At 56.0% G+C, this 12513-nt stretch carries 12 protein-coding genes and 1 pseudogene; 9 read left to right on the top strand and 4 right to left on the bottom strand.

The features are described 5' to 3' along the window. The first annotated feature begins 841 nt into the window (after positions 1–841). The 6 genes from IQ254_RS12515 (at position 842) to IQ254_RS33575 (ending at position 5571) form a co-directional block, all read left to right on the top strand. The gene (locus tag IQ254_RS12515) at positions 842–1150 is read left to right on the top strand and encodes a carbon dioxide-concentrating mechanism protein CcmK (protein ID WP_193966493.1); all 309 of its coding nucleotides are present in this window, start codon (positions 842–844) and stop codon (positions 1148–1150) included. 127 nt (positions 1151–1277) lie between these two features. Then, complete coding sequence (locus IQ254_RS12510; RefSeq protein WP_017296879.1) at positions 1278–1616, top strand: carbon dioxide-concentrating mechanism protein CcmK; 339 nt, start codon at positions 1278–1280, stop codon at positions 1614–1616. Positions 1617–1622: 6 nt separating this feature from the next. Further along, positions 1623–1925, top strand: a complete 303-nt coding sequence (locus IQ254_RS12505; RefSeq protein ID WP_193966492.1) for a EutN/CcmL family microcompartment protein — start codon at positions 1623–1625, stop codon at positions 1923–1925. Positions 1926–2037: 112 nt separating this feature from the next. Further along, a complete protein-coding gene (locus IQ254_RS12500) occupies positions 2038–4026 on the top strand; it encodes a ribulose bisphosphate carboxylase small subunit (RefSeq protein ID WP_193966491.1) in 1989 nt (662 codons plus the stop codon). A 27-nt stretch (positions 4027–4053) separates the two neighbouring features. Further along, positions 4054–4665 carry a hypothetical protein gene (locus tag IQ254_RS12495; RefSeq protein WP_193966490.1) on the top strand — a complete coding sequence of 204 codons (612 nt, stop codon included), beginning with the start codon at positions 4054–4056 and terminating at the stop codon, positions 4663–4665. A gap of 171 nt (positions 4666–4836) precedes the next feature. Beyond that, positions 4837–5571, top strand: a complete 735-nt coding sequence (locus tag IQ254_RS33575; protein WP_278000319.1) for a BMC domain-containing protein — start codon at positions 4837–4839, stop codon at positions 5569–5571. Positions 5572–5737: 166 nt separating this feature from the next. On the opposite strand, the gene ispG is transcribed toward IQ254_RS33575, so the two are convergent. Continuing rightward, positions 5738–6970 carry a (E)-4-hydroxy-3-methylbut-2-enyl-diphosphate synthase gene (gene ispG, locus IQ254_RS12485; RefSeq protein WP_193966488.1) on the bottom strand — a complete coding sequence of 411 codons (1233 nt, stop codon included), beginning with the start codon at positions 6968–6970 and terminating at the stop codon, positions 5738–5740. Positions 6971–7110: 140 nt separating this feature from the next. Beyond that, positions 7111–8148, bottom strand: a complete 1038-nt coding sequence (locus IQ254_RS12480; protein WP_193966511.1) for a hypothetical protein — start codon at positions 8146–8148, stop codon at positions 7111–7113. Positions 8149–8602: 454 nt separating this feature from the next. Between IQ254_RS12480 and IQ254_RS12475 the strand changes: the two genes are divergently transcribed. The 3 genes from IQ254_RS12475 to IQ254_RS12465 are packed head-to-tail and all read left to right on the top strand — an operon-like array spanning position 8603 to position 11961. Next, positions 8603–11203 (top strand): DNA polymerase III subunit alpha, encoded by a 2601-nt coding sequence (locus IQ254_RS12475; RefSeq protein WP_193966487.1) that lies wholly within the window; start codon positions 8603–8605, stop codon positions 11201–11203. Between the two features lie 9 nt (positions 11204–11212). Then, complete coding sequence (locus IQ254_RS12470; protein ID WP_193966486.1) at positions 11213–11629, top strand: XisH family protein; 417 nt, start codon at positions 11213–11215, stop codon at positions 11627–11629. Next, positions 11617–11961, top strand: coding sequence for a XisI protein (locus IQ254_RS12465; RefSeq protein ID WP_193966485.1), 345 nt, complete (start codon positions 11617–11619; stop codon positions 11959–11961). The genes IQ254_RS12470 and IQ254_RS12465 overlap by 13 nt, the downstream gene beginning before the upstream one ends. A gap of 74 nt (positions 11962–12035) precedes the next feature. On the opposite strand, the gene IQ254_RS12460 is transcribed toward IQ254_RS12465, so the two are convergent. After that, positions 12036–12242: a hypothetical protein gene (locus tag IQ254_RS12460; RefSeq protein ID WP_193966484.1), complete on the bottom strand. Its 207-nt coding sequence runs from the start codon at positions 12240–12242 to the stop codon at positions 12036–12038. A gap of 136 nt (positions 12243–12378) precedes the next feature. Further along, positions 12379–12513 (bottom strand): annotated as a pseudogene (locus IQ254_RS33570) (IS630 family transposase); the annotation flags it as partial.

Below are 12513 nucleotides of genomic sequence, written 5' to 3'. Positions count from 1 at the left end.
CAAAGGGCTAGCGACTGCTTTTATGCCAATATCCAGACTGATTCTGTCTGGGCACTTCAAACTTGGCACTTCAAAATCAGGGCGGCTGCGCTCAAGCAACCCCGGCAACGCAGCTTCAAGTCTGTTACCGCGATCGCCATTGAAGCATCATCTAGACGAATATCAATCCAGCGGTTTCCACAAGCCGTAGTTCCAGATTGCGCCAGGCTATATCCAGAGCTTTTTGCTATTCTACCTGATTACCAAAGGGCCTTCGAAAGGAGGTGCTATCCGCTTGCTCCTTAACCCATCAAAAACGTCTAAAGGCATCAATTTTAGACATCAAGACCTGTTAAGTTATTTAGCCCAACCGGGCGTTGCCGATAGATTGACCCGGAGGCATTAGCTAGATTTTTGTGGCCAACCCAAGGCCGTGGTACCAGGCTGGAAGCCAATTCACAGTAGATTGCCGTCCGAGCGGCATCCGCAGCTAGCCAAGAATGCCCCAAAGACTCACCGCAGGGCAGGCTTAAATTTGCCAGTGATGCCGCAGCGATCGCCCGCTTGCAAGTGAGCAATCAATCTCAACAATGTGTGGATTAATTACAGTAGGAAAAGCTTTGCAATATAAGATTTAATAATATTCAACATTAGCAACAATCATTGGGACTTATATTGCAAAAGTGACTACGGACACCTATGCTGAGTTTGTCATCAAGAATTTTTTGGCAATCTGAAGTTTTGCCTTCGTAGGAGCAAGTCCCGGTTTTTAATTCTCGGGATGGGTTTCTCGTGCCTGGATGGCATGTAAAGCGCCCTGGTAGATTCAGAGGTTGCCTAATTTTATAGGGAGATATCGACTATGCCGATTGCTGTTGGGATGATTGAAACGCTGGGTTTTCCGGCTGTGGTAGAAGCTGCTGACGCGATGGTAAAGGCGGCTCGGGTTACTCTGGTGGGCTACGAAAAAATTGGTAGCGGGCGCGTCACTGTAATTGTGCGCGGCGACGTATCTGAAGTGCAGGCTTCTGTAGCGGCTGGGGTTGAAAACGTCAAGCGCGTCAACGGTGGTGAAGTGCTGTCGACCCATATCATTGCGCGACCCCACGAAAACCTCGAGTTTGTGCTGCCGATTCGCTACACCGAAGCAGTAGAGCAGTTTCGCACCTAGATCTTAGCGATTGGGTGTCTTTAGGCATGGCTGAGTTTGGTCTAGATGACCGTCTCGGTAGCCGCTATGGCTTGGTTCAAGTGTCTGTGTCTGTGTCTGTAGTCTTTGAAAAAATTAGGATATCTAAATGGCAATTGCTGTTGGCATGGTTGAAACGTTGGGCTTCCCCGCTGTGGTAGAAGCGGCTGACGCGATGGTAAAAGCGGCCCGGGTTACTCTGGTGGGCTACGAAAAAATTGGTAGCGGGCGCGTTACCGTCATTATTCGTGGCGATGTGTCTGAAGTGCAGGCTTCCGTAGCGGCGGGTATCGAAAACGTCAAGCGGGTGAATGGCGGTCAGGTACTATCGACCCACATCATTGCGCGGCCCCACGAAAACCTTGAGTTTGTGCTGCCGATTCGCTACACCGAGGCGGTAGAGCAATTTAGAGAAAGCGTTAGCGGCATTCGCCCCTACGGCAGATAAGTCACTATGCTCTTGGCTAAAGTTCGCGGCACGGTAGTTAGCACCTGCAAAGAGCCGAGTTTGGGTGGGGTTAAGTTTCTGCTTGTGCAGCTCATTGACGAGGCGGGTGCGCTGCTTCCCGACTATACCGTTGCCGCTGATGTGGTAGGGGCTGGCCCCGGTGAATGGGTCTTGATTACCCAGGGCAGCGGTGCCCGTCAGCACCGGGGCTACGAAAATCGACCGGTGGACGCGGCTGTCATTGCCATTGTTGACACGGTTAGTCTCGACAGCGGCAACCTCTACAACAAGCGTGACGACTTTAGCTAGGGTAGGCGGCTGATCTGCCCGAGTTGATCTAGCGATTACCTTTATTCCTTTCGAGTCAGTGGCTGTAGCCTGTGGTCTGACCTAGAGGAAATTCTTTGGAGGACTTACGGCAATGGCGATCCGCACACCAGCGGTATCTCCGGCCCAGGCAGGAGGATCACAGCGGTCATTTGGGTCATTGGCGACTCAGGTGCACGCGTTGGCTCAGGTACAGGGGCAGGTTTCGGTAGAACCGGGGGCTAATCTAGCCGCTGGTGTCACCGTGCAGGCTGATCCTGGGGCTACAGTGCGCCTGGGTTCTGCCTGTGTGTTGCAGACAGGAGTAACGGTATATGGTCGCGCCCAGGGCAGGGTTTTAGGCGACGATCGCTCTCCCTATGCCGTCTGGGTGGGCGATCGCAGCCTGCTCACCTACAAAGTATTGGTGCAAAGCCCGGTCTATATCGGCGCAGACTGCTTCATTGGGTTTCGTTCCACCTTGTTCAACGCCCGCCTAGGGGCTGGTTGCGTCGTGCTGATGCATGCCCTGGTGCAGGATGTAGCTATCCCTGCGGGCAAGCTAGTCCCCTCTGGGGCCGTCATTACCCAGCAGCACCAGGCCGATGCCCTGGCCGATGTCAGCCCGACCGATATGGCGCTGGTCAGAGAACTGGCTGGCACAGCTTTTTATGGGGCCCCAAGGGGCCAGCACTCGACAAGTGGTTATGGAACCACTTGGGCCGTGTCTGAAGACACGACAGCACACTCAACCGAACGCGATGGATTAGGCACTATGACTTCTCAACTGCTACCTCCCGACGTTGTCCAGCGGGCCCGTCAGTATCTAGCCCAGGGTTTCACCATTGGCACCGAGCATGCCGACTCACGCCGCTACCGCAGTGGGGTTTGGCAGACCTGTAGCCCCATTCCGTCGCAGCGTGAGCCTGAGGTGCTGGCCGCATTAGAGACCTGTTTATCCCAGCATGCCGGCGAGTACGTGCGCATGTTTGGTATCGAACCAAAAGCTAAGCAGCGCATCGCTCCCGTCACCATTCAGCGGGCCGACGGTAAAGCGGTGGCTGTGAGCGGTGGCGTGACCGCCGCTGCTTCGAGCAGCAACGGTGCTTACCGTCCGGCTCCTGCTTCTACACCTAGCGGCCCCCTCGCTCCAGAGGTGGTGCAGCAGGTACGTCAGTATCTAGCTCAGGGCTACCGCATTGGCACCGAGCATGCCGATACCCGGCGCTATCGCAGCAACGTCTGGCAAACCTGCGCGCCCATTGAGTCATCTCGGGAGGGCGACGTCTTTGGGGCGCTAGAGCGCTGCCTGGCTGAGCACTCCGGTGAGTACGTGCGCTTATTTGGCATTGACCCTCGGGCCAAATGCCGCGTCGCCCCCCTCACGATTCAGCGACCCGACGGCAAGCCCGTGGCGGTGAGCTCCGGCTCAGTGCCTGCTCCCTCGCCATCCTATGGGGGGGCGAGCTATGGCGGCGGTACGGCTGCGAGCGTATCGGGTGACACGGCCCAGCAGGTGCGTCAGTGGCTGAGCCAGGGCTACCACATTGGCGCCGAGCATGCCGATACCCGGCGCTATAGCAGCAATGTATGGCAGACTTGCACCCCTATTACCAGTACCCACGAGGGCGATGTCATGGCTGCTTTGGGCACCTGCATGGCCGAACATCCCGGCGAGTACGTGCGTATTTTTGGCATCGACCCCAGGGCCAAACGGCGTATGGCTGCCGTCACCATTCAACGGCCAGGCGACCCAACGCCATCCATGCCGTCTCCAACCCCGGCATCATCTATGCCCAGCAGCTTTAACCGTTCTAGCGGTAACGGCGCAGCTCCCATGGGAGGGCTCTCCCAAGATGTGGTGGAGCAGGTTAGTCAACTGGTAAACCAGGGCTATCGCGTCAGTCTTGAGCATGCTGACGCCCGCCGCTACCGGAGCGGTGCCTGGCAGACCGGCAGTGCCCTAGCGGGCAGCCGGGTCTCCGATGTGCTGTCGGCCCTAGAGTCACAGCTGCGGCAGTACTCAGGGGAATATGTTCGGCTCATTGGCACTGACCCAAAGGTTAAGAAACGAGTGCTCGAATCTACGATTCAGCGCCCCTGACCCACTCTCGCCCCAAGATCTTTGACCGTGGCAGTACCCGCCCAGGCGAATCACCCACCTATCAACGACCATATCCAGGGAAATGTGGATGTGGCCCCTGGGGTGGCTATGGCTGCGGGCGTCATACTGGGGGCAGCGCCGGGGTGCAGGCTGGTGATTTCGCCCGGGGTCTGTCTAGGCGCTGATGCCGTAGTGCAAGCCCAGCATGGAGATTTGGTACTTGAGCCAGGGGTGAGTCTGGGCAGTGGGGTACTGGTGGTCGGCCATGGTTCCATTGGGCAACACACCTGCATTGGCTCCAATAGCACAGTGATTAACCCTACCCTGGGCCCATCTCAGGTGGTGTCGCCCGGGTCTCTACTGGGCGATCCTAGTCAGCCGTTGTCTACTCTGTCCCAAGGAGCTGGTGCGAGCCAAAACGGAAATGGGGCTGATGGCTATTCTAGCCCTGGCGCTTTTGGTAGCATTGCCCAGGAGCAGCCGGTTCACAATGGCAGCACTCATAGTGGCAGCACCCTGAACGGCAACAGTTCAAACGGCTCCTCTGTCTACGGTAAAGCTCAGGTCAATCGCCTGCTGGCTACACTATTTCCCAATCGTCAGGGTTTGAGTGGCACTACCCCAGAGGACAGGCCGTAGAATGGAAAGGCAGACACCCCTGTGCAGAGGCACTCTATGCAAACTGACGGCAAACTAGCCTCGCCCCTCGACCTGAAGCCCACTGCTCAAAAACGGCTGAACCTGGCGACCCCATCGCCTAAGGCTCCTGCTGTAGAGCGGCGTGACAAGTACCGTGGCGCTGCTTTGGGCATGGTATCGACCGAGAGTTTTCCGGCAGTGGTGGGTACTGCCGATGCCATGCTCAAGGCCGCTGATGTGCTGCTGGTGGGCTACGAAAAAACGGGCGGTGGCCACTGCACGGCGATTGTGCGGGGTGGTGTTGCCGATGTGCGAATGGCGGTAGAAGCGGGGGTAAAAACCGCCCAGGAGTTTGGTCAATTTGTCTCGTCAACGCTCATTCCACGACCGCTGCCTAACCTAGAAGCGGTGTTGCCCATCTGCGCCCGCTGGGACGAGCTGCGCCGCACGGGCGGCGGCAAAATGGGCAGCTATGCCATTGGGTTGTTAGAAACCCGCGGCTTTCCGGCGATGGTGGGGGCGGCTGATGCTATGACTAAGAATGCTGACGTGCAGCTGATGTCCCATGAGTCTATCGGAGAGGGGCTATGTACGATTTTGATTCGGGGGTCGCTGCCCAATGTGGCGATCGCGATCGAAGCCGGCATGCACGAGGCCGAGCGCATCGGCGAACTGCACGCCGTGATGGTGATTCCCCGCCCCCTCGATGACTTAGTTGAGTCGCTACCCGTGATGGAAATGGAGCAGGAGCAGCCCGAGCCGCTACGGATTCCGCTCAACCTGGAGACCAAGCAAGAAGAGGTCGCAGCTGAGCCTGTGCTGATTGAAGCTGCTGCGGAAGCAGCTGAGCCAATTGCCCTAGAGCTAACGGTAGAAGAGCAAGAACTAGACGACGAAGAGCTTTAGGGGCTCAGGGGAAATCTGGCACGGGAAATCAAATTATGTCGTGGGTCAATTGGCGCGATCTGGTGGTCGCCATTGAGTTCATTTTTGACCATCCAGACCTCAACGGCCCGATCAACATTGAGGGGGATAGCTGATTTCAGTTGGCCATCCCCCTCAGCTTTTTTCCCTACTCAGGCTCGACCCAGCGATCGTCAGACTTGATCAGGTTGATCAGTTCCGCCACGCCCTGGTCTTCGGGCACCTTCTTGATCTCGTCGCGACCGCGATACAGCGAAATATAGCCGGGAGTCTTGCCCACGTAGCCGTAGTCGGCATCGGCCATTTCGCCGGGGCCGTTGACAATGCAGCCCATCACCGCAATATCGAGCCCGGTGAGGTGCTTGGTGGCTTCGCGGACCTCGTGGAGCACGTCTTCGAGGTTAAACAGGGTGCGGCCACAGGAGGGGCAGGCCACGTATTCCACCATGGTTTTGCGCAGTCCCAGAGCCTGCAAAATGCTGTAGCAGACGGGAATTTCTTTTTCGGGCGCTTCGGTCAGGGAGACCCGAATGGTGTCGCCGATGCCCTGGGCCAGCAGGGTGGCAATGCCTGCCGTAGACTTGATCCGGCCATATTCGCCATCCCCGGCTTCGGTCACGCCCAGGTGCAGGGGGTAGTCCATCCCCAGCTCATCCATGCGGTGGGCCATGAGTCGGTAGGCGGCCACCATCACCGGCACCCGGGAGGCTTTCAGGGAAATCACCAGGTTACGAAAGTCTAGCGATTCGCAGATGCGGATAAACTCCAGGGCCGACTCCACCATGCCTTCGGGGGTGTCGCCGTAGGTAAACAGCATCCGCTCGGCTAGCGAGCCGTGGTTGACGCCAATGCGCATCGATTTGCCCTGATCTCGCAGGGAGACCACCAGGGGCTCTAGGGTTTCCCGAATTTTGGTGCCGATGTCTTCAAATTCGGTTTGGGAATAATCGGTGCGGCCCACCTGGGGCTTCTCAAACACGTAGAGACCGGGGTTGATGCGTACCTTATCGACATGCTTAGCCACCTCCAGGGCAATTTTCATGCCGTTGTGGTGCACGTCGGCCACCAGGGGCACGGGCTGGTAAGTGTCTGCTAAGATTTTGCGAATGTCGGCCAGGGCCTTAGCGTGGGCCATGCTGGGCACCGTGACCCGCACAATTTCGCAGCCGATCTCGTGCAGGCGGCGAATAGCAGCAGCAGACCCCTGGATATCCAGGGTGTCTTCGTTGATCATCGACTGCACCACGACCGGGTGGCCGCCGCCGATGGTGACGTTGCCTACGGGCACCGGGCGGGTCTGGCGGCGGTGAATGGTGGTGTCGAAGGGGTCAAAGGCAGGGGTGGCGGTGGCTTGGGAGACGGGGTTGGGAAGCGTTTGCATAGCCTTTGCTCAATGGTTGCCGATGCGAAGAAATTTTGGGTGCGGCAATGGCCTCATGGGTTACGCTTTGACCATCGCACATCCACTTTCCAGAGTGCCACAGAATGGGGGCGTTGGCGCTAACGGTAGCGGTGCTGGGGTTAATCGTCGGTTAAGGTCAGGGGGACAGCCTCGACTAGGGCAAACAGAGTGAGGCTGAGCGGCCACAGAAAATACTGCAAAAACAGCACCGAATTAAAGTACAGAAAAATCATCATCACCAGCGCCGCCGCCACCAACAGCCCGGCTTTTTCTTTGAGATAGCTGAGATAGACGATGCCCATCAGCGAGAGCATCAGCAGCTTGGCCCTGATCCCCACCAGCCCTGGCCAGCCCTGGGCTACGACGACATCGATAGAGGGCGCACCGTCGATGTGGGAGACCTCTGCGCGGGTAGCTGAGAACAGGATCGATTTCGTAAACCCCTCGGCATTCCACAGCACAAACGGCAGCGAGGTCAAGACGGGGATGCTCAAAATGATGGCTAGCCCGATGCCCAGATCCGGCAGTCGTCGCTGCTTGGTGCCGGTATTCCACAGATAGATGAGATACAGCGGCAGCAAAAAGATCGCGATTTGTTTAATGCCGAGGGACATGCTGAAGGCCAGTAGCGCCAGTTTGGGCCTGGCGCGCAACAGCACCAGCGACAGCACCAGACAGAAAATCGCCGCAAACTCCAGGTGATGCACGCGGGTAATGTAAAGGCTCCAGCGCCCGAGCAAAAGAATGGCGGCGGCGGCCAAGCCCAGCCGGTACAACCCGCGTCGATAGAAATGCCTCAGCACCAGCGCTACCAGGCCCAGGTGGAACGTTAGGGACAGGGGCCGCCACAGGTAGAGCCAGCCAACAAAGTCGGTCACCCCTAGCTTTTGCACCAGGGCGGCGAAGAGATAGGCCAGAGGGAAATAGGTGGCGTACTTGTCGTTGAGCCGCATATCTCCAGCTAGAACCCTGGCATAAGGATTTTCGCCTGCCACAATGCGATCGCCCTCCAGCCAGATGTAGTAGATGTCTTCCTTGAGCAGATCCTGGGGCGGAATAGACCAAAAGCTGAGGTGTATAAACAGACCCGCCATCCCTAAGACTAGAAGCACTAGCCAATAGTGCTTTTTCCATCGGTTTGACACCTGATATGACATGACCACTGGGTTCTCCGAGCGGGTTGATGATGGATTGATCTGCTGCCAGAAGTATGCATTCGGCATCTGTGGCTTAGCTCAGCTATCGTCTAATAGCAACTCCCGGCTGAATACCCCCGGTTCTGTAGAGGCATAGCATGCTATGCCCCTACGAGGTTCCTGATTGTGAATCGGAGGTGTCTCAAATCGGATTTCGTCTATAGCAGATATACAGGTGCTCAGTCTGTCTAGGCAGTGCTGAAGAGAGCGATCGCCCGTGAGGTAATCCCCGTCGAACTCTAACCCTATATGTAGGGGTCGTGATTTCTATCATTCTCTAAAAGTCGCTAGATGTAGACTCATCAATCGGTCAAAGATCCGTTAATCTAAGGGGCAGCTTGGATGCCCTCGGTCAATTGAGTCTGCAACAACCAGGGCTAAAACAGTAGAATTGTACTAATAGAGCCGTCGCGCCATGTCCTTTGTTGGTCTCCACATCCACAGTGCCTACAGCCTGCTCGACGGGGCCAGTCAGCTGCCCCAGCTGGTGGATCGAGCCAAGGAATTGGGTATGCCTGCGATCGCCCTCACCGACCACGGCGTCATGTATGGCGCGATCGAGCTGATCAAGGTCTGCAAAGGGGCGGGCATCAAGCCGATTATCGGCAACGAGATGTACCTGATCAACGGCGACATCGGCCAGCAGCAGCGCCGCCCCCGCTACCACCAGGTGGTGCTGGCTAAAAACACCCAGGGCTACAAAAACCTGGTCAAGCTCACCACCATCTCGCACCTGCAAGGGGTGCAGGGCAAGGGCATCTTCTCGCGCCCCTGCATCAATAAAGACCTGCTGGAGCAGTACCACGAGGGGCTAATCGTCACCAGTGCCTGTCTGGGGGGCGAGGTGCCCCAGGCGATTTTGCAGAAGCGGCCCGACGTGGCCCGCAAGGTGGCCCAGTGGTACAAAGACCTGTTCGGCGATGACTACTACCTGGAGATCCAAGATCACGGCTCTGCCGAAGACCGGGTGGTGAATGTGGAGATCATCAAGATCGCCCGCGAGCTCGATATCAAGGTGATCTGCACCAACGACTCCCACTACATCTCCTGCAACGATGTCGAGGCCCACGACGCCCTGCTCTGTATTCAGACCGGCAAGCTGCTGACCGAGGACAAGCGGCTGCGCTACAGCGGCACCGAGTATGTTAAATCCGCCGACGAGATGCGGCGGCTGTTTCGCGACCACATCCCTGAAGACATCATTGAAGAATCGATCGCCAACACCCTGGAAGTCGCCGACAAAGTCGAAGACTACACCGGCATCCTGGGCCAGTCGCGCATTCCTGACTTCCCTATTCCCGCCGAGTTCAACGAAGACGCCGGGGCCTACATGGGCCAGGTGGCCAAAGAAGGGCTGGTCAAACGCATGAAGGCGGCCAGCTATGGCGAGATTAGCCAGGAGTACCGCGATCGCCTCGAATACGAAATCGAGATGATGATTCAGATGGGGTTCCCCACCTACTTTTTGGTGGTGTGGGACTACATCCGCTTTGCCCGCGACAACAACATTCCGGTAGGGCCGGGCCGGGGCTCGGCGGCAGGGTCGCTGGTGGCCTACGCCATGGAAATCACCAACATCGACCCCATCCACCACGGCCTGCTGTTCGAGCGCTTCCTCAACCCCGAACGCAAGTCAATGCCAGATATTGACACCGACTTCTGCATCGATCGCCGTGACGAGGTGATCAAATACGTCACTCGCCGCTACGGCGAAGAGCGGGTGGCCCAGATCATCACCTTCAACCGCATGACCTCCAAGGCGGTGCTCAAGGACGTGGCCCGGGTGCTGGATATTCCCTACGCCGAGTCCGACCGGATGGCGAAGCTGATTCCGGTGGCGCGGGGCAAGCCTACCAAGCTCAAGGTGATGATCTCCGACGACACCCCTGCCCCCGAGTTCAAAGAAAAGTACGACAACGATCCCCAAACTCGCCGCTGGGTCGATATGGCCCTGCGCATCGAAGGCACCAACAAAACCTTCGGCATGCACGCCGCCGGGGTGGTGATTTCCAAAGACCCCCTCGACGAAATTGTGCCCCTGCAGCGCAACAACGACGGCCAGGTGATCACCCAGTACTACATGGAAGATGTGGAAGCCCTGGGCCTCTTAAAGATGGACTTTTTGGGCCTGCGCAACCTGACCATGATCCAAAAAACCCTGGATCTGATCGAGGCTACCCACGGTACCAAAATCGACCCCGACGACCTGCCCATGGATGACCCCGCCACCTACAAGCTACTGGAGCGGGGCGACCTGGGCGGCGTCTTTCAGCTAGAGTCCTCCGGCATGCGCCAGATCGTGCGCGACCTCAAGCCCTCCGGTCTCGAAGACATTTCTTCGGTACTGGCCCTGTATCGACCGGGGCCGCTGGATGCGGGGCTGATTCCCAAATTTATCAACCGCAAACACGGGCGCGAGAAAATCGACTTTGCCCACGAAATTCTAGAGCCGATTCTGAGCGAGACCTACGGCATCATGGTCTACCAGGAGCAGATCATGAAAATTGCCCAGGATATGGCGGGCTATTCCCTCGGCCAGGCGGACCTGCTGCGGCGGGCCATGGGTAAAAAGAAAGTCTCGGAAATGCTGAAGCACCAGGGCAACTTCGTCAGCGGCGCGGTGGAGCGGGGCCTGGCTAAGAAAGTGGCCGAGGAACTGTGGGAGCAGATGGTGAAGTTCGCCGAATACTGTCTCAGCGCCGACACCGAACTGCTGACGCTGGAATACGGCCCCCTCACCATCGGCGAAATTGTCGCCAAGCGCATTCCCTGCCATGTGTTTAGCGTGGATGACCAGGGCTATGTCTACACCCAGCCCGTGGCCCAGTGGCACCAACGCGGCCAGCAGGAGGTGTTTGAATACCACCTCGACGATGGCACCACCCTGCGCGCCACCGCCGACCACCAATTTATGACTGAGTTGGGAGAGATGGTGGCGATCGACGAGATCTTTCAGCGCGGGCTAGAGTTGAAGCAGGTGGATGTCCCCTGGCCGCAGGTGCTGCGCTGCGCGTGAAAAAATGCTATGCCTAGGTTAGACATCATTCACGATGCCGTAAGAAACGCCCTCATCAGGGATGGTTGGACAATTACCGATGATCCTTACGTCATTCAGTATCGAAGAACAACTCTCTATGCTGACCTCGGCGCTGAACGCCCGATCGCTGTTGAACGAGGTGGCCTACGGCTGGTTGTGGAGGCAAAAAGTTTTGTCGGTGCATCTAAAATACAGGATTTGAAAGAAGCCCTAGGGCAATATGACATTTATCGCTATCTTTTAGAGGAAACAGCCCCAGACCGTAAGCTGTATATTGCGATTAGTACAGCGGCACACAGAACCTTCTTTACTCAAGATTTCGTCCAGCTCATTCTGCAAAAGCACCAATTACCTATCATCGTCGTAAATCTGGATACGGAGGAAGTCGAGCAATGGATAAACTGATTGAATACCCTCAAATTCTCAAGAAAATTTTGACTAACCATGCGGAAATTTGCGATCGCCATCCTGACCCCAATGTTGAAAAGCTTTTAATCTTGGATGAGGAAAGAGGTCACTACATTTGGATGGCTTTAGGCTGGCAAAAGGGAGAACGAATTGCTGGTATGACCATCTATGTTCGCATCCGCGATGGTAAATTCTGGATTGAAGAGGACTTAACTGAAGAGGGAATCGCGACAGATTTGATACGGATGGGAGTCACTAAAGAAGACATTGTTTTAGCCTTCTATGAACCAAAAATGCGGCAATACACAGACTTTGCCATAGCATCCTAAGCTGAGTAGGCGCTTACTGCCATGCGTTTTTTGAAGGCGCGCTTGAAGGGAGAACTAAAATTGACTTCTACAGATTAGTCCTCAATCAGTTGCCTTAGTTCATTGATATCAGAGGAAAAGGTTAGTTCACCGTTTTGCTGCTCTGCCTGGGCGATCGCAAAGTTGGCCTGCATTTCATCGCGACGCTCTTCGCGGAGGTATTGCTGCAGCAACAGCTGAATTTCAGGCTTTTCATCTGTGGAAAGATTTTTGATGACTTCAACTACATCACTAAAAACCATTTAACTTCAGCCTCCATATGTTTTTTGATGTCGAAATTTACAGAATCTGAGTAAGAGTTTGCTACATACAACGCCGATTCTAGAATGAAGTGCATCACTTAGAATCGGCGTTGTATGGAAATAAGCTGTTACGCATCTAAATTGCATTAATCGAATTTCCCTTATTTTTCACCTTGCGATGCCAATTTATAACTAAATCCCCCTCATTGAGAAGTTTGTTGATAAGGGCTTCAAGATCTTCAATCGACTTAAATAAACGATTTGAAATGAA

The sequence above is a fragment of the Nodosilinea sp. LEGE 07088 genome (assembly GCF_015207395.1).
In the GTDB taxonomy this organism is placed as follows: Bacteria; Cyanobacteriota; Cyanobacteriia; order Phormidesmidales; family Phormidesmidaceae; genus Nodosilinea.
The sequence above is the reverse complement of the archived record's forward strand: the minus strand, read 5'-3'. Positions and strand labels throughout refer to the sequence as shown.